General features: G+C 47.9%; 8 protein-coding genes. 4 read left to right on the forward strand and 4 right to left on the reverse strand.

The window, feature by feature from the left end:
• Nucleotides 1–12 precede the first annotated feature (12 nt).
• From QUA80_RS08310 to QUA80_RS08325, 4 genes are all read right to left on the reverse strand, one after another.
• Complete coding sequence (locus QUA80_RS08310) at nt 13–1,317, reverse strand: class I SAM-dependent methyltransferase (protein ID WP_333423130.1); 1,305 nt, start codon at nt 1,315–1,317, stop codon at nt 13–15.
• Between the two features lie 155 nt (nt 1,318–1,472).
• Nucleotides 1,473–4,709: an amino acid adenylation domain-containing protein gene (locus QUA80_RS08315; protein ID WP_333423132.1), complete on the reverse strand. Its 3,237-nt coding sequence runs from the start codon at nt 4,707–4,709 to the stop codon at nt 1,473–1,475.
• Nucleotides 4,710–5,009: 300 nt separating this feature from the next.
• Entirely contained in the window at nt 5,010–6,113 is a 1,104-nt protein-coding gene (locus tag QUA80_RS08320) for a TauD/TfdA family dioxygenase (protein WP_333423134.1), read from the reverse strand.
• Nucleotides 6,110–9,631, reverse strand: a complete 3,522-nt coding sequence (locus tag QUA80_RS08325) for a condensation domain-containing protein (protein ID WP_333423136.1) — start codon at nt 9,629–9,631, stop codon at nt 6,110–6,112. The genes QUA80_RS08320 and QUA80_RS08325 overlap by 4 nt, the downstream gene beginning before the upstream one ends.
• A 671-nt stretch (nt 9,632–10,302) precedes the next feature.
• Here QUA80_RS08325 and QUA80_RS08330 point away from each other — a divergent pair.
• The 4 genes from QUA80_RS08330 to QUA80_RS08345 all read left to right on the forward strand — a co-directional run bounded on the left by QUA80_RS08330 (nt 10,303) and on the right by QUA80_RS08345 (nt 18,424).
• Nucleotides 10,303–13,257, forward strand: a complete 2,955-nt coding sequence (locus tag QUA80_RS08330; RefSeq protein ID WP_333423138.1) for a TonB-dependent receptor domain-containing protein — start codon at nt 10,303–10,305, stop codon at nt 13,255–13,257.
• 93 nt (nt 13,258–13,350) lie between these two features.
• On the forward strand, nt 13,351–15,636 hold the full coding sequence (locus QUA80_RS08335; protein WP_333423140.1) for an acylase: 2,286 nt from the start codon (nt 13,351–13,353) through the stop codon (nt 15,634–15,636).
• Between the two features lie 7 nt (nt 15,637–15,643).
• Entirely contained in the window at nt 15,644–16,807 is a 1,164-nt protein-coding gene (locus tag QUA80_RS08340) for a PepSY-associated TM helix domain-containing protein (protein ID WP_333423142.1), read from the forward strand.
• 291 nt (nt 16,808–17,098) lie between these two features.
• On the forward strand, nt 17,099–18,424 hold the full coding sequence (locus QUA80_RS08345; RefSeq protein ID WP_333423144.1) for an MFS transporter: 1,326 nt from the start codon (nt 17,099–17,101) through the stop codon (nt 18,422–18,424).
• Nucleotides 18,425–18,727 lie beyond the last annotated feature (303 nt).

Here is an 18,727-nt window from a genome sequence, read left to right on the forward strand (position 1 = left end):
ACCTTTCCCCTTTTATACTGCATGAGTTGCCTTCAAATAAGGGAAGGCTGACGTAGTAAGTTTAAGCCGAAGTTTATTAACTTTCTGAAACTCAGTCTTTATGCCTTGCCGCTGAAAATTTATCCGCATCGACACTTGGCTGTCGAAGGAATCGAGCATTTTTTTGACAGCAGTATCTAAGGGAGATTTGGGAAAATGGGAATTAGGCGCAAGTTTATATTTGCCATTGCTTCCCATCAGATAACTTTGCTGCGTGGTACTGTTTTTTTCAAATTTAGTGTCGAGGAACTCTTCACATATCTGCTGTTCCGATTTAATTGGGCGATGCCTGCGGCTGGCTACGCCTACGCAGTCTTTGCGCTGGACGTAGAACCACAGCATCGGCGATCTTTCAAGCTGCAAAAGGTTTGACAGTTGCCAGCGACACAAATCTGGCAGCGAATCGTAGCGTTCTTGCAAGTCAGGTTCGCTAAATTCCGTGTTCCAATAAAAGGTATCATTCGCCATATCAAATATATTAATGCGGGGCGATACTAACTCTAAGCCACACTCGTTTGTTAATTCAGACAAAGATTCAACTGTATAGCTGTGTTCTACTGGTTGAATCAAAGTATCTGCTAATTTAGATTCCGAGCCATCTTTGTATTCATTTAAGAAACTCGTCATTAAACTTTTTGTAGAAAATCCCCCATTGATTAATTTAAGCGCCAGTGCTAGTTCCGACTCAAAATCTCCCAATGAATTTGTGCTTTTGCTAAAAATTCTCACAGCTTTTTGAAAGCTAGACGTGATGATTCTGTGAAACCGATTGTAAACCATTAATTCCATAATTCCCTGCGGTTTCAGAGCAGTGACTAATTTAGCTAAAGTTTCTTGAGGGTTGGCGTTGTGGTGGATAACCCCGGTACAAATTATATAGTCAAACTGCTCTTTGTAAGAAATTTGATTGAGGCTTTCTTGTTTGAGTTGCAAGTTAGAGATTCCTAGCTCTTCAGCAGTCTGAGAGGCTATTTCTAGCGATTGAGCTGACAAGTCTGAGCCTAATACAGTAGCATTGGGAAATTTCAATGCGGTGAAAACTGCTTGGTTAGTTCCGCATCCCGCCACCCAAATTTTCGGCTGGTTAGGAAGAGTGTTGTGCTGCCAGTTACCGAGGTCTTGATTGAGCATGATGGTTTCAAAATCTGGATCGGATAGCCGATCGAGTTTTAAAGGCCGCCAAGGATAAGGAAATCTGCCGTAGAATTGAGCATTTAAGTCATCTACTGACTCTGTTGATGTTGCGAGAATTAGATTTTCATCATCAGTTTTAATCATGTCATCCTCAAGTTGGTAGTTGGGCTTGATAGCAGAAGGAAGCAGGAAGAGGGATTGATTGAGAGGACTGAGGTACTTTTGAGCAGAAACCGGGTTTGTTTGTAGATATCTAGTTGAGAGTTAGGGAATTTTCTAAGAAACCCGGTTTCTTTGCGTCACCTCTGCATTCGGAGTTGTTTTTGCCGATTGGCAACCGATTTTTGCTTGTCAACTCGATCGCGAACAGACTGAAATTCAAGTTCTGGTTCTTGCTGCTGAGTTAAATGTTTTGCTAGGGAGTAGATTGTTGGATATTCCAACAGTTCAATCAGTGATAAATCTGCCTGCAAAATTTCTTTGAGTTGACTGTGAACTTGGGCAAGCAGTAATGAATGACCGCCAATATCGAAGAAGTTGTCGTGAATGCTTATCCTTTCTAATTGCAGCACCTCTTGCCAAACATTGGCGATCGCGCTTTCGACAGAGTTACTAGGCAAAACCGGCGCAACTTCCGATCGCAGCGAGACGGCTTCCATTGCTAAAAGCGATCGCCGATCGACCTTACCGTTAGCAGTCAGCGGTAGCAGGGGGACTGTCAGGAAAACTGACGGCATCATGTATTCCGGCAATTTTTCTTTCAAAAATTCACTTAGTTCGCCGATCGCAGCCGGTGACTCCTGGTTTAAAACGATGTACGCAACTAAACGGCGATCGCTACCATCTTCTTGAACCAAAACCACAGCCTCCTGCACCCCTGAGTGCTCTAGGAGAACCGCTTCAATTTCCCCGAGTTCGATCCGGTAGCCGCGAATTTTCACCTGATCGTCTAGGCGGCCGAGGAATTCCAGAGTCCCATCCGGCCGATAGCGCGCGCGATCGCCCGTTTTGTACAGTCGGCTTCCAGGCTCGTCGCTGAACGGATTCGCGATAAACTTTTCAGCATTGAGATCCGGTCTGTTCAGATAGCCTCTTGCCACTCCTAAACCGCCGATATGCAGTTCGCCGGCGACACCGATGGGTACTGGTTGCAAGTGCCGATCGAGCACGTAAAGCTGAGTATTCGCGATCGCGCGACCGATCGGAATTGACCCTGACAACCGTTCGCCCCTTGGAACCCGATAAACGCAGCAGCCAACTACCGTTTCCGTTGGCCCGTATTCGTTCACCAGCAAGGTATCGGGGGCATTTTTCTGCCAAAAAGCGACGCTGCTAGCCAGCAGATTTTCGCCACCGATAATGAAAGCGCGAGTCAAACCGGCGGCGGCTTCGGGCGGTATTTGCTGCGCCAGTAACTCCAAGTGCGCGGGGGTAATTTTGACTAAACTCAAGTTAGAACTGCGGCGCAAGGCAGTGCAAAGCGTCTCTATGCCTTGGTTTTCCGGTAGCAGTTCTACTAGACTCCCCACCAGCAAGGGTGAAAACAAGCTGGTCACAGTTAGGTCAAATCCCAGCGGCGAGTGAACTAGCGTTCCCGTTCCTGCCTCGACTGCATAGGCTTGCGTACACCAAGTGAGATAATTTGTGAGTCCTCGGTGCAGAATCAACGTTCCCTTGGGCTTTCCAGTTGAACCGGAAGTATAGATGGCGTATGCCAGATTGTGAGAATTAGCTTCGCAGGTTGGATTTTCTGCCGGTTCAGAGGCGATGATTTCCCAATCCGCATCCAGGCAAATTACTTGAATTCCGCTGGTTGGCAAGTCGGCGGCTAAGTGCTGCTGAGTCAACAGTATCGGCACCTGAGAGTCTGCGAGAATGAAGGCTTGGCGATCGCGCGGTACGGTTGAATCAATGGGAACGTAAGCGCCGCCGGCTTTGAGAATGCCCAAAACTCCGACAAGCATTGAAAGTGATCGCGCTACGCAAATCCCCACCAGCACTTCTGGGCCTACTCCCTGTTGCTGAAGGTAACGGGCGAGTTGATTTGCCTGCGCGTTGAGTTCAGCGTAAGTTAGCTGCTGGCTTTCAAACACAGCGGCGGTGCGATCGGGTGTCCGTTTTACTTGTTCTTCAAATAACTGGTGAACGCATTTATCGATCGCGCCCGCAGTGTTTGTACTGTTGAACTCAAATAACAGTTGTTGGCGATCGCGATCGCTCAAAATCGCTAACTCGCTAATTGCCGCTTTCGGATTATTGGCAGCGCTTGCTAACAAAGTTTGAAATTGCTCCGCCAAGTTGCCGATATCTGCTACTTGGAATAAGTTAGCATCATAGTGAAACTCGCAAATCAAAGCATCATCTTGAAAAAGGCAAGAAAGTTTTACTTTGAATCTACTAATATAGGCGGAACGCTTAGCAATTGACCAGGATAAACCACCAGCCGAATACTTGGGCAGCGGTGGCTCAATCTCGAAACAAAACGGAATGAAAGAGTCAGCCGCGCCCTTGCCAGTTGCGGCTGTAATTTGTTCCGGCGTAAAATACTCCTGCCATTCATAATTATTGCCAATTAATTCGCTAACCTGCTGTAAAAATTCGCTAAATTCTAAGCTATCTGACTGCTGGCAAGCTAGGGGTAAATATTTGGCGAACAGACCCAAGGATGACTCTAATCCTTCATAGGTTCGACCGTCGCAATAAGTGCCGACGATCGCGTTTGATTGTCCTGTCAGCCGGCTGAGGAGAATTTGCCAGCAAGTTAGTAAGAATGTAGGGACAGAAGTGTCAGAGTTTTGAGCGATAGCTTCAATTTTTGTCGCCAAGTCTTGCGGAATTTTAACCGCGAGTTTTTTGGGCGTAAATCCGCTGTTTCTCTCTAACTCTTTTTCCCCTGCTAGCTGGCACACAAACAAGTCAGAAATCTCAAATTTATGCCAATAATCTTTTCCAGCTTTTGTATCCTCAGACTCAATTAAATCATTAAAAATTTCCGAGATATCAGCATATTGAATCTCTGCCTCCCACAGGCTATTATTCTGCCCAATAGCTGCGTAAGCTTCGCTAATTTTACGCACCAAGTTATCTAGCGTTAATGTATCCGCCCCGAGAGCAGACAAACTAACAATTAGCTGGTATTTTTCAAAAGCAAGCTCAATTAAAACTACCTGCAATAGCTGCCCTGACTCATCAAAAGGCTGTTGAGCTATTTCCTCAAAAATCTCCTCAATTTTAGCCTCTTGTGCTGGCGGACTTAGCTCGCTCAAGGAATATTGAGAAATTGATGGAATGGTGCGATCGCTTATTACTTGCAAAGGAAGATCCATTCCCGGCAAGCAGCGAAAAGTAGTCCGCAATATCTCATGGCTGTGCCACACATTCTCCAAAGCTGCCTCGAAAATTTCTCTGTTAAGATTTCCGTGAATTTCTACAGCGCACTGAGCGCGATAAGGCAACTTAGACTCAACTTTTTGCAACAACCACAGATGTTTTTGTTGCGGTGAAAGTCGAAACCCTGTAATAATTTCTTTTTGCATATCTCTACCTCTGTATCTAAGTATGTCAATCAATAGTTATGTACGCTGAACCTTGAATTTTCTACTTACTAAATCCGGCTTCAATACCCCCTTTATATCAAGTGCGATTAATTGCTTATAAGAACCTGCCGGGCGGGTTTATGAGATTGTCTGTTTTCGGCAATTATTATTAGTGAACCCGCCCCTACAGGAATTATATCTATTGAACCGAACCTGATATTATTCTTTAGTCAGCGTAGGCTGACTTTGTTTGTGTAGTTGCGGTTTTAACCGCCGAAAGACAAAGGGTATAGCTATCTTTTAGTCGGTTTTAACCGAATGCCAGCTATGAGGCAGGGGTTTCAACCCCTGTCGGACTGTCGGACTATCGCTGTAAGTTTCAGACATTCCTACCGCAATTTTGCGAGAACCAACAAAAGGCGATCGCCCGTGAGCTACTAACATATTATCCAGCATTAAAATATCCCCTTCCTGCCAGGGAAAAGTTACAGTTTCCTGCCGATATGCTTCGCGCACTTCATCTAAAACAGAAAGCTCGATCGGAGTACCATCTCCGTAATAAGTATTGTTAGGAAGATCGGATTCTTTAAACTCTGCCAGCAAAGAATCGCGGAGCGCCGGATCTAAAGTCGATATGTGAAAAAAAGCAGCGTGGTTAAACCAAACTTTTTCACCCGTTTTAGGGTGCTTGAGAATAGCGTGGCGAACTTGTCTAGTCCTCAAGCAATTGCCATTTTTCCATTCTACCTCTATGTCGCGATTTTGACAATACTCTTCTACCTTTAATTTATCAGTTGTTTGAAAAACATCATGCCAGTGCAGCCCCAAACCGCTGCCAAAATTGCGGACATACATCACCTGTTTTTGCGCGAAGATATCGCGAATTTTAGGGTCAATGCGCTGCAATACTTTTCTGACATCAGCCAGTGGCGTTTCTCCTCCTGCCGCCGCACTTTTCAGGCAAAAAAAGAAAATTTTCATCGGCCATGCGTGTTGGTAGGAATTCTCATTGTGCAGGAAAATACTTTGCTCCGCCGGATAATCAGTGGAAGTATAAATATTGCCCTTGACGCGACTGCGCGGCGAGGAACGTTCTCGATACTCCAACAATTCCCCGGAAACAGCCGCTATAAATTGCTCAAACTGGGCTGGATCGCTGACTTGAAAATTCCGAAAAAGTAGACCTCCCCATTTCCCTAACTCTGTTGCTATAAAATCCCGATTTTGCGCCGCCCAACCTACAAGATTTACTTCCTCTAAAGTGGGGCTGATGACTAGAGGTAGAAATTGGTCTGACTTAAGAAACTTAGCCTCAACCAACTCTTCTGAAGACGCGCTAATAGTTCGGCGCGATCGCAGCGGGGGCAGTTGACTCTTCAATTTATCTGATGCAAAAGTTTTCATCGTGCTAATTGTTCAATTGCTTTGCGTTTAACATTTTTAAACTTGAGAAGGCGAGCTTCTTTAAGTTCTTGTTCTTTAGCAATTTGCCACTCTTTGTCAGCAGTATTTAGCATTTCTTTGAGAACGCTCAGCTTCACCTCAGATTGAACCGCGATCGCATTCAAAAGCGTTTCAAAAAGCGACAGCATCCGCGCGATGCTAGCAGTTGCGAACAAATCCGTGCTGTACTCCATCCACCCAGTCAAACCGATCTCGCTGTCCGTCAGATTTAGCAGCAAGTCATACTTGGCGGTTTGGCTGTCCACCTCGCAGACGGTCGCACTCACACCCGAAAGCGCCAAAGGCGGCAGCGGTGCTTGCAGCACCAGCTTGACCTGAAACAAAGGTGTACGGCTTAAAGTCCGTTCCGGGTTCAAAACCTCCACCAACTTGTCGAAAGGCAGATCCTGATGCGCGTAGGCTGCCAAGGTGCGATCGCGCACGCGGTGCAGTAACTCATCAAATGTGGGATTCCCAGATAAATTAGTCCGCAATACCAATTGGTTGACAAAAAATCCAATCAGTTGCCGAGTCTCCGCTTGGTTGCGGTTAGCAATATCCGTGCCTACAGTAATGTCGTCTTGAGCGCTGTACCAGTTCAGCAAAGTTGTAAAACTTGCCAGCAGTGTCATAAACAGCGATACTTCCTGCTGCTGCGATCGCACTTTCAGCGCATCCGTTAAAGCTTTCGACAGCGAGAACGGCAGCCGCAAACCTCGGAACGTCTGAATAGCTGGGATCGCGTTGTCTGTAGGCAGTTGCAGTACGGGCAGGTTGCTTAATTCTTGTTTCCAGTACGCGAGTTGAGACTCTAGCACTTCTGCCTGCAACCATTGGCGCTGCCAGATCCCAAAGTCAGCATACTGAACCGGCAGAGGGGTTAACGGGGAAGGCTGACCGCTGGAAAAGGCGCTGTACAGTGCTGTCAGTTCTTGAATGAAGACTCCCATAGACCAGCCATCAGCGACAATGTGGTGTACTGTCAGCAGCATGGTGTATTCAGCTTCGGCTAGCTGTAGCAGCGTGACTCGCAGCAGCGGCCCTGCTGTCAAGTCGAAAGGTTGCTGAGCTTCTTGAATGGCAAGGCGTTGCGCTTCCGCTTCCCGGCTGGTTTCTGGGAACGATCGCAAATCTATGACTGGCAGCGCTAAAGTTAAAGTTGGGGCGATCGCTTGCACCGGTTGACCCGACACAGCGGTAAAGGTTGTTCGCAAAGCGGCCTGTCGCTGCAAGATTTCGTTAAAGCTTCGATCGAGTGCAGTTACATTCAGCGGCCCTTTGAGCTTGACAGCGACAGCAATATTGTAAAAGGGGTTTCCAGGCTGCAAGCTATTGAGAAACCACAGCCTTTGCTGGGCAAAGGATAGGGGCAATTCTGCTTGTTTGGGTGCAGGCAGCAGCGGCGGCACGCTAGGGGTAGCGGTGGCGAGGCGATCGCACAATAGCGCTGCTAAGCCAGACAGGCTGGAACTCTCGAAGAGTTCGGCTGCAGACACTGTTGTAGCGAGATCGGTTTCAATTCGGTTTTGTAATTCAAAGACTTTTAAGGAATCGAGTCCTAGTGCGATCGCCGACTGCTGCGGATTTACCTGCGATCGGGGAACTCTCAGCACCTGAGCGATCTGCTGCTGGAGGTAAGATGTTAGCAGCGGTACTCTGTCAGCCGGCGGTGTGGCGATCGCCTGTTCGCGAGTTAGACGCACCTCGTTTTCAACTGCCTGACAATCCTCTAAAATGCTGCTGCCAATAACTTTCAGGTTGCCTGAGAGAAAATCTGCACGGCAAGCGCGGCGCTGAATCTTACCGCTGGAAGTTTTGGGAATGCTGCCGGCGGCGATCGTCACGACAGCATAAACTTGGATACCGTGGATTTGGGCGATCGCACTTCTGATGGCTGCGGTGACTTCCTCCACATTCGGTTTCTGCCGAAATTCCACCTCTTGAACGACTACTAACTGTTCCTCATCCCCTACATCCACCGAAAATGCTGCACCGCCACCGGATCTCAGTGCCGGATGGCTGCGTTCTGCCGTTAGTTCAATGTCTTGAGGGTAAAGATTTCGACCTCTAATGATAATTAAATCCTTAGCCCTACCCGCGATAAAGACTTCTCCATCTTGCAAGAAGCCTAAGTCGCCTGTTCGCAAAAACGGCCCTTCACCTGTGTCTGACAGATAGGCGCGAAATGTCCGTTCTGTTTCCTCGGGGCGATTCCAGTAACCGACACCCACACTCGGTCCTGATACCCAAATTTCGCCAACTTCGTCGGGTTGACAGCGGGTTAAGGTTTCAGGGTTCGCGATCGCAATTTTTTGGTCTGGCAAAGTTTGACCGCAACCTACTAATGTGCGATCGTTCTCACTTTGTGTACTCGCGGCGATCGCGCGATCGCTCTCAAGTGCTTCTCCCTGAAATGTTTGGATGACCGGCGGTGCTGCGTGCAGGCCCCCAGAAATCATCAAAGCTGCTTCTGCCATCCCGTAACAGGGATAAAATGCCTCCCAGCGGAAGCCGCAGGGTGCAAAGGCTGCGGCAAAGCGCTCTAAGGTATCGCGCCGAATCGGTTCAGCCCCGTTAAATGCAACGTTCCAACTGCTTAAATCGAGGGTTTCTCGCTGCTGCTGGGTGATTTTCTGAACGCAAAATTCGTAAGCAAAGTTAGGGCCGCCGCTGGTAGTGGCTTGGTAGCGAGAAATAGCTTTCAGCCAGCGGTAGGGACTTTGTAAAAAAGATGCGGGGGGCATCATGATACAAGGAAAGCCGCCGTACATGGGTTGCAGTACGCCGCCAATCAGTCCCATGTCGTGGTAAATCGGCAGCCAGGAAACAAATTTGCTGGTGTGGGAATGTCCCATCAGGCGTTGGGTCATGCCGGCGTTGTGCAGCAAGTTGCGGTGGCTGAGCATTGCGCCTTTGGGTGTGCCTGTGGAACCCGATGTATATTGCAGAAATGCTAAGGTTTCTGCGTTAATTGAGGGTTTTTGCCAAGCGTCTTCGATTCCGGGGGGGATTGTATCGGTAGTGAGCCAGTGTATAGTTCCGATTTTGTCTGCCAGCAAGGATTGCACTTGGGGCAAAATTGCTTTTGTGGTGAGGGCGATCGCGGCTTGGGAATCGGTTGCAACTGATACGGCCGTTTGAAGTCGGGCTGCGTGGCGCTGATTGCGTGGCGGGTAAGCCGGGACTGCGATCGCCCCAGCGTACAAGCATCCGAAAAACGCCGCAATATACTCTAGTCCTGGCGGATAAAGCAATAAGGCGCGTTCGCCGCTGGCACCTAAAGCCTGAAGTTGAGCTGCGATCGCTCGGCTGCGGCGATCTAATTCGCTGTAAGTCAGGCGATCGCTTTCTGTTTCTCCGTCTTCTAGAAAGGTAAAAGCTAGTTGGTCAGGCTGGTGCAGACACCTGTAGCGCAACAAGTCTACACCTGTCGAACTGTTACTGGAGATTTCTCGAAAGTCCTTGAAAAGTTGATCCATTCTACTTTTTGCACCCCTTGCAACCCGAAAATCTTGAGTTTTGCGATCGCAAAGCCGATGACCGCGATCTTCTCTCAAAAGGTTATTCTTTAGCTACTGCTCGAACTTATTGACATTAGTTCTTGATTAGCTTCCACACTGTAAGTCTAAAATATCCATTTTGCAAGTAGTAATTGATAATTATTTTTAAAGTAATCCCTCAACAGTCATAAGTTACCTGACAGTACCCAAAGCGGAACCATGCAGTCAATCGGCCAATTTTAGGTTATTCGCAGCTTGGGGTCAGGCACGCAGACGGCAGTGCGCCCAAAATCGCCAGCACAGGCCAGCGTGCAGCTTGATAAAACTTGATAAAAATTAGCAATAAACAAATTTAATTTATTGCTTGACATTAGCAGCACCCTTATTTTATTTTGATGAGGCTACTGCAAATGATTAGTGATAAATCGCTGGGTTGTTGACCGCGATCCGAGTGCACCGCCGCTCGTGTCAAGAAACTGGATTCAAACTGCGACCACAGATAGCTGCGCCTGTTACTGACAGGCTTAGTTTTCGTGTTTGCTTGGGTAGATTTTCAGCAGAGTACAAGTCGGGAGTGCATCTCCATCGGTGCATTCACTCTTACAGATGGTGTAGCAGCTCAAGTTTTTAAGTGTGTGGTGTGAATGAAAATGAAACTGCGTGTACCTTTTTTATGTGTTGCACTGCTGAGCGTCGGTATCATGCCAGTAGCAGCGGCAGGGCCAAGAAGTTTCTCTGACAGCGCTAACTCCGACTCTGCTGAAGCTGCGCCCGCGATCGCTCCCGATCCGAGTTCGGTAAATCCCTCAACAGCGGACGATCGCACTCAATGGTGGGCGATGGCTTCTGCCATCCCGTCCCAAAAACCGATCGCAGAAAAGCCCTCATCCCAAAGCGAGGAGTTAGAAGTCAAGCACAATACAGAAAACCGATCCCAAAAACTCAATTCAGACTTGACAGTTGCTTCAGAAGACAATAAAAATATCCAAACAAGCTATTCAAAAGCAGGCAGGATGCCCGATCCACAAGGTTTATTGGAGATATCTAATAGCGATCGCGCTTCTCGCAATCCTGATATTGAACCAATCGCAGACATACCAAAACTCAACGACATCGATCGTCCTAGCACCAGTGTTGAGGGATTACTTCAGCAATCGCCGTCAAGTTTTATTGTTTCTGATGCTGTGCAAATCTCTCAATCAGTCGTACAAGTAACAGGTGTAAGGCTAAACCCTACTGGGGCTGGTTTGGAAGTCATCTTAGAAACTGAAGCGGGTCAATTGCTGCAAGCTATTACCAGAACAGAAGGCAAAAGTGCGATCGCCGACATCGAAAATGCTCAACTAGCTTTACCGTCGGGTGAGGAATTTCGCGCTCAAAATCCCGATCGAGGAATTGCTGAGGTGACAGTAACTCAGCTTGAAGGTTCGCGCATCCGAGTCACCGTTACCGGACAGACAGCAGCACCGCCCGCGCAAGTAGTAAAAAGCGATAGCGGTTTAGTTCTGGGCGTAACTCCTGAAAATACTGACCAACTTGAAATCGTCGTTACCGCCACGCGCACCGCAGAAGTTATACAAAATATACCGCGGTCGGTGACAGTAATTACCCGTTCGGAGCTCGCTCAACAAAATTCCTTGTCGCGGAACTTGCAAGATATTATCGGTCGGGAGGTTCCAGGCTTAGGAGCTTCGAGTCAATCTCGAGCTCAAGGAGGGCAAAACTTGCGCGGTCGCAATATTTCTTTCTTAGTTGACGGCGTACCCCTGAGCCCAAATACTCAAGGTCGTGCGCTGCAAACCATTGCTCCCGATGCGATCGAGCGAATTGAGGTTGTTCGCGGCCCCAACGCTATCTACGGAAGTCAGGCCACAGGCGGGACGATCAACATCATTACCCGCAGGCCGAGCGAAAATCGGCTGGATCAACAGTCAGAAGTAGGTCTGACTGCTGCCGCCGGCAACCGACGCTTCCTAGAAAGCGGCAGTTTTGGCAACTACATCGCGCATTCCATATCGGGTACAGAGGGCGCTTACAACTACGCCTTTTCCTTCTCGCGAGAAAGCACCGGCACTTTTTATGATGCTGAAGGCGATCGCATTTTTAACAATCGCCCCTTAGATCAAAGCGTTACCTTCAATGTATTAGCTAAGGCAGGAGTAAACCTAGATTCTCAACAGCGCTTGCAACTAACATTCAATCACTACCGTTCTAGCCAAGTCGATAACGAGTATATCAACGATTTGAGCGTCAATACCCGCCCGGCCGGAACAGAAAAAGCCCGAGCTTTGAAAGTAGGAGAACTGGAAATTATTGACTCTAACCCCCCAAGAGATATAAATACTCTCTTTAACTTGACCTACACTCACGATCGGATTTTTGGCAGCCAGCTTCAGGCTCAAGCTTACTATCGATCCAACTCTCTAAACTTTTTTCCTACCGATTTTCGAGATGCTTTTTTCAAAAATATTGCTTTTGGACAGGTAGAACATCAAAATTGGGGCGGTCGCTTGCAGATTGAGACTCCTGTATTTACTGCAGCTAATTTACTGTGGGGAGTTGATTACAACAACGAATACAACACCATTGTGCAAGATATTTTCGATCCTGTGGCTTACGATGAAAGCGGCGGTCGAGTTTACCGTAAAATTGACGAACGCGTCGAGGTTCCGCGTTATGACCTCAGCCAGCTAGGTTTGTTTGCTCAGTTGCAATGGGAGATTAGCGATAACTTTTTAGTCAGCGGCGGATTGCGCCACCAGCGCATCGGCTTCAGTGTTGACGACTACACTACCTTCCCAGCCAATGCAGATATTGAAGGTGGAGATTTGGACTTTAACAGCACCGTCTTTAATGTCGGTGCTGTCTATAAAATCACAGACACATTTAATGTGTTTGGTAACTTTGCTCAAGGTTTTAGCATACCAGATTTTGGCAATCTCCTGCGCCGTCCGCCAGCCGGATTTTCGATTGCGGGCGATTTTAAACAGTTAGAAGCGGTAAGAGTTGACAACTACGAAATCGGGGTTCGCGGCAACTGGCAGCAAGTGCAAGCGTCTATTTCTGGTTTTTACAATACCTCCAAATTGGGTGAAAGTTTCCTCTTAGACAATCGCGGTTTTCCAATCGGAATTAACCGCGCGCCGCAACGGATATACGGTGTTGAGGGAACTCTTGACTGGCAGCCGGGAGGGGGATGGCAACTCGGCGGTACTGCAACTTGGCAAGAAGGTGAAGATGATGTTGACGGAGATGGAGACTATTTGCCTCTCAATAGCAGCATTATCTCACCGCTGAAGCTGACGAGTTATATTCAACACCAAACTACCCCAGGCTGGCGCAACCGACTGCAACTGGTATATATCGGAAATCGCGATCGGGCTTTTGATAAAAAAGTTGATCTCCAAGATATAGACAACTATTTGGTGGTGGATTACATTAGCAGCATCCAGGTTGGGCCGGGAACGCTAAACATTGGCGTTGAGAACGTGTTGGACACCCAATATTTCCCAGTCAGGATTCAACGTGCCGGCGGTTTTAATAATTCCGAAAGGTTTGCCGCTAGAGGCAGAAGCCTTAATGTCCGCTACGTTATCAATTGGTAAAACAAATGAAAGGAGTCGTAATGTCATATTAAGTCTCGTTCAACTGTTCTCAAAAAATGGTTTGTATTTCTTTCAGTAATTGCCCAAGTAAAAATGTTTTCTAAGGCCTCTGAACAAGCTCATTTTAAAAGTAGGTCTTTCCTACTTTTACCGTTTATTCTCGGTTTCATCCTTGTCTTGTTCGCAAGTCAATATAGTTTTGCCGCCGCTCCTACTCGTGCTGAAATCCTCTGGGACACTTATGGAATTCCTCATGTTTATGCCAAAGATACCAAAAGCCTTTTCCGCGCCTTTGGTTGGGCACAGATGCAAAGTCACGGCAACCTGATTTTGCGCCTCTACGGACAGGCCAGAGGAAGAGCAGCAGAATACTGGGGAGAAAAATATTTAGAATCAGATCGGTGGGTACGAACTATGGGAATTCCTATTCGCGCTCGCTCTTGGTACGATGCACAAAATCCAACTTTTCGCAGCTATCTCGATGCTTTTGCTGCTGGAATTAATAGTTATGCCGAAGCACATGGCGATGCGATCGACGATGAACTTAAAGCCGTGCTGCCAATTAATGGGGTAGACTTGCTGGCTCACACTCAGCGGGTGCTGAACTTCACGTTTGTGGTTAATCCTCAGCAAGTCAAGGGCGTTATGTCAAATCCGGTAGCATCGGAATTAATATTACCCACAGCAAAGATAGGGCAGTGCCGCGTCCCTACAATTAATCCGGGTAGAGACGCGGCACTGCCGTGTCCTCTAGATAATTCGGGTGCAACCGGAAACGATATTAATGATAGTTTTCTCGGATCTAATGGCTGGGCGATCGCACCTTCCCATTCTGCCACTGGCAACGCGATGCTGCTGGCTAATCCGCACCTCCCCTGGTCAGACTTATTTCTCTGGTTTGAATCACAGCTAACAGCACCGGGCATCAACGCTTATGGGGCCTCGCTGGTTGGCATCCCGGTACTGACAATTGCTTTCAATGACTCCCTCGGCTGGACTCACACTGTGAACCGGCATGATGGCTGGGATGCCTACGAACTGACGCTGGCAGATGGTGGCTACCGCTTAGACGGTAAAATCCAAGCCTTTGAAACAGAACAACAAATCGTTGAAGTCAAGCAGGATGGCGGTTCTCGGCGATCGGAACCCTTGACGGTGCGAAGTTCTATTTACGGGCCGGTTGTTGCCCAGAAAGACGGTAAGGCTGTGGCGCTGCGCGTTGTTGGCCTCGATCGACCCTTAGCACTCGAGCAGTGGTGGAATATGGCGCGATCGCACAATTTAACTCAATTTGAAGCCGCGATCGCACCTTTGCAGATTCCCATGTTCACGGTGCTGTACGCAGATGGAGACGGACACATTATGCACCTGTTCAACGGTCAAGTTCCGATGCGGCCCGGTGGAGACTTTAAATACTGGCAGGGCAAGATCCCTGGCGACACGTCAAGTACCCTGTGGACGAAAATTCATCCCTATCAAGATTTGCCGCGCGCGATCGATCCCCCCAGCGGCTGGTTGCAAAATGCGAACGATCCACCTTGGACAACCACATTTCCGCAGGCGATCGATCCCGATGATTACCCACCCTATATGTCGTCTCGCGGAGAAATGTCTTTTCGAGCTCAGCGTTCTGCCAGGATGCTGATGGCAGATGAAAAAATCTCGTTTGCAGAAATGATTGAGTACAAGCACTCAACGCACATGGAATTAGCCGATCGCTTGCTTGACGATCTGATCGCGGCTACCCAGCAGCAGGACAATAAATTAGCCCGCCGTGCGGCTGACGTGCTGGCTGTCTGGGATCGCAAGGCGGACGCGGACAGTCGCGGCGCGGTACTTTTTGCTGCTTGGGTTCAAGAGATAGGTTCCCCGATCTCGTTTGCTGTTCCTTGGAATGAAGACTTGCCAATGACTACGCCCGACGGTTTGGCAGATCCCGCTGCTGCTGCGGGGGCCCTTGCTGCTGCTGCCACCAAGGTAGAAGCTGCTTATGGAGCGCTGGACGTGCCTTGGGGAGATGTTTTTCGGTTGCGCGACGGCGCTGCGGATTTACCCGCAAGTGGAGGGCCTAACAACTTGGGTATTTTTCGGGTACTCAGTTTTGCTCCCACCCAAGATAGCCGGTTTCGAGCTGTTGAAGGCGATAGTTACGTGGCGGCGGTGGAGTTTTCCAATCCTGTACGGGCAATGGTACTCACCAGCTACGGCAACTCGACGATGGTTGGTTCACCGCAAGGTGGCGATCGGTTGCAGCTATTGGCGAGTCAACGTTTGCGACCGGTTTGGCGATCGCGCACAGAAATTGAATCTCACTTAGCAAAACGCGAGGTGTTTTCTGGGCCGGATCGAGCCGTTCAAAGTATCAATAATGCACCGTGAGGTACTTATGAAATTGCGCCAGATCGCATTAGTTTTGCACCGCTATATAGGTGTGACGGTGGGAATACTGCTAGCGATCGTCAGCTTAACTGGCAGTTCGCTGATCTTTTGGAAAGAAATCAACGCTTTCCTCAATCCCCAGATGTTCCAAGTTGTCCCGCAGGGCGATCGAGTATCTGTACAGTTTGTAGTTGATACAGTCCGCTCAGCTTATCCCGATTGGCAGCTTAATTTCATGGATCTGCCTCGCACGTTAAATAGCGTGTATACAGTGCAGATGCTGTTAAATAACGGCGGGCGTACCTCCATCTATCTCGATCCTTACACGGGATCTGTTCTCGGCTCTCAGGAGTGGGGCCGGACTTTAATGAGTTTCATTTATGAGATCCACATCAGCCTTCTGGGAGGCAAAGCCGGCGAGACGGTTGTTGGTATCTGCGGACTGCTGTTGCTGCTGCTGAGTGTAACTGGAATCATTTTGTGGCCTGGTTGGAAAAAGCTGGTGGCCGGCTTTGCGATCCGGTGGCATTCCTTGCCTCAACTAATTAACTACGATCTTCACAAAGTCGGGGGGATTTTATCTTGTGTATTTCTGATCGCGATCGCCTCCACCGGCACAGCCATGACTTTTGAAACTCAGTTTAAAAGCGCAGTTTACTCGCTCGCCGGTACGCCAAAACCCCCACCATTAACATCAACTATTGTGGCAAATTCGCCGACAATCGAAGCAGATATTGTTTTACAAAAAGCTGACTTGGCGTTACCTTCGGGCAAAAGCATTTCCATTACCTTTCCCCGCGAACCGCAGGGGACATTCCTAGTGCGTAAAAGACTGGCCGGAGACATCCACCCCAACGGTAGCAGCTACGTCTATCTCGATCGGTATAGCGGAGAAGTTTTGCGGGTGGAAAATTCTTTTACAACAAATGCGGCATTCCGGATTATAATTTCGTGGTTCCCGATACATATCGGTGCTTTTGGCGGGTTGACAACACGCATTCTCTACGTTTTCATCGGGTTGACGCCGACATTGCTGTCGCTCACGGGCCTCGCACTTTGGCGCCGGCGACAGTGGAGATTAGCTCAGCGGCGGGAAGCAAGCCGACAAATTTCCGCCACAGTAGCTGAACCTCAAAAATTTTATCCGATCGCAGAATGGCCTTGGTTTTGAGAAGAGTTTCTGAGGATTAAAGTGAAAAGTATAATTTTCACATGACTTACGCGAGTAAACCGGGTTTATTAGAAAAATTGTTAGTCTCTCAACTAAAAATCTACGAAAAACCCCAGTTTATAGCCTAGACCTGCGTAAGTCATATTTCAGTTCGCAGTTACTATTTTTATAGCGAATAAATAGTAGTTCTGTGAAACAAAGTGAAACCAAACATCATAAATGTAACACTCTTTTTATTAATTACCAATTACCAAGCATCAAATTTAGTTGCCTCAATATAACTAAAAAATAATGTTCCAAAAATTTCGTTCAAATAGCCTCCGAACTTTCCTGCTGATCTGGAGCGGTCAAACCGTTTCTCTAATTGGCTCTAGCATGACAGGCTTCGCTTTTACTATTTGGGTATGGGAACTCACGGGTCAGGCAACAGCATTAGCCTTATTTGGTTTCTTTGCACAAATGCCACAATTATTGACGACTCCCTTTATGGGGGTAATTGTAGATCGCTGGAATCGTAAATTATTGATGGCAGTTGGTGACACGGTGGCTGGTATATTAACTATTACTATCTTACTGCTTTATCTAGGGAGCAATCTGCAAGTATGGCATTTATATCTGGCTGTAGCTGTCAACGGTATTTTTCAGCAACTCCAAGAGCTTGCCTACAAAGCATCGATATCAATGATAGTGCCAGAGTTGCAGTACAGTCGTGCTAGTAGTATGGGATCTCTAGCAATTTACAGCTCTAAAATTGTGGCGCCGGCACTGGCCGGTACTCTCTACTATGTAATGGGTTTGAGAGGGATTTTAATTGTCGATATCGCTACTTTTGCGATCGCGATCGGCACGTTACTTCTCGCACACATTCCGCAACCCACCCTCACAGAAACGCCCCCTTTTAGTTTCAAAAATATCCAACAGGAAATCGGTTTTGGCTTCCGCTACATTGCCGCGCACCCAAGTCTGCTGGCGCTGTTAGTATTAACATCGCTGTTCTGGCTAGTTCACGATTTGAGCGCTACACTCCATTCGCCGATGATTTTGGCACGTACTGGTAACGATGCCAGAATATTGGGTATGGTCGTCTCGGCTGCCGGCTTGGGCGGTATTGTTGGGGCGTTAGCTGTGAGTGCTTGGGGCGGCCCTAAGCGCCGGATACACGGCTTTTTGCTCGGTATGGCAGGTGCGGGCTTGAGCAAAACTGTGTTTGGCCTAGGAGTAACGCCGTTAGTTTGGACTTTGGCTCAGTTTTGTTCGTCTCTCAATTTCCCGCTGCTAGGCAGTTCTGCTGACGTTATCTGGCTTGTTAAAGTTAAACCGGAGGTGCAAGGGCGGGTTTTTGCCACTCGTTCTGTAAGCTTACTGGTTGCTTCAACTTTTGGTTACTTAATCGCAGGCCCGTTGGTCGATCGTGTTTTTGAGCCGGCGATGATGCCAAAAGGCAGTCTTGCACCTGTTTTTGGCGGGCTGTTCGGGACTGGGACAGGGGCAGGTATCGCGCTGCTTTACGCTAGCTGCGGACTCTGTATGTTCATACTTGGCTTAGGCGGGTATGCCTTCCGGGTGTTGCGCGATGTTGAGGATATTGGGAGCGATCTCATATCGAAGTTCGATTGATTAAATCATCTCGGTCTTCTGTATTTATAGCCTTTTTCAGATAGATGAGGTACAAGTTTAGATTTGAGATTTGAGATTTTAGATTTGAGATTTGAGATTGGGGGATTGAGGAATTGTTAATTAATTAGTCAATACCTCATCTTTATGAGAAGCGCTATAACTAGGGTTTGCTGAATAAGTAAACGAAGTTCAAAAAGAGAGAGAGCGCTTTTAGATTTGAGATTTGAGATTTGAGATTTGAGATTGGGGGATTGAGGAATTGTTAATTAATTAGTCAATACCTCATCTTTATGAGAAGCGCTA

Origin of the sequence: Microcoleus sp. F4-D5, assembly GCF_036704885.1 — a bacterium.
Lineage (GTDB): Bacteria > Cyanobacteriota > Cyanobacteriia > Cyanobacteriales > Microcoleaceae > Microcoleus.

Bases quoted from the DNA above. Each gene is read 5' to 3' on its own strand.
- QUA80_RS08310 (WP_333423130.1), bottom strand. From the start codon at position 1,317: ATGATTAAAACTGATGATGAAAATCTAATTCTCGCAACATCAACAGAG.
- QUA80_RS08315 (WP_333423132.1), bottom strand. From the start codon at position 4,709: ATGCAAAAAGAAATTATTACAGGGTTTCGACTTTCACCGCAACAAAAA.
- QUA80_RS08320 (WP_333423134.1), bottom strand. From the start codon at position 6,113: ATGAAAACTTTTGCATCAGATAAATTGAAGAGTCAACTGCCCCCGCTG.
- QUA80_RS08325 (WP_333423136.1), bottom strand. From the start codon at position 9,631: ATGGATCAACTTTTCAAGGACTTTCGAGAAATCTCCAGTAACAGTTCG.
- QUA80_RS08330 (WP_333423138.1), top strand. From the start codon at position 10,303: ATGAAACTGCGTGTACCTTTTTTATGTGTTGCACTGCTGAGCGTCGGT.
- QUA80_RS08335 (WP_333423140.1), top strand. From the start codon at position 13,351: ATGTTTTCTAAGGCCTCTGAACAAGCTCATTTTAAAAGTAGGTCTTTC.
- QUA80_RS08340 (WP_333423142.1), top strand. From the start codon at position 15,644: ATGAAATTGCGCCAGATCGCATTAGTTTTGCACCGCTATATAGGTGTG.
- QUA80_RS08345 (WP_333423144.1), top strand. From the start codon at position 17,099: ATGTTCCAAAAATTTCGTTCAAATAGCCTCCGAACTTTCCTGCTGATC.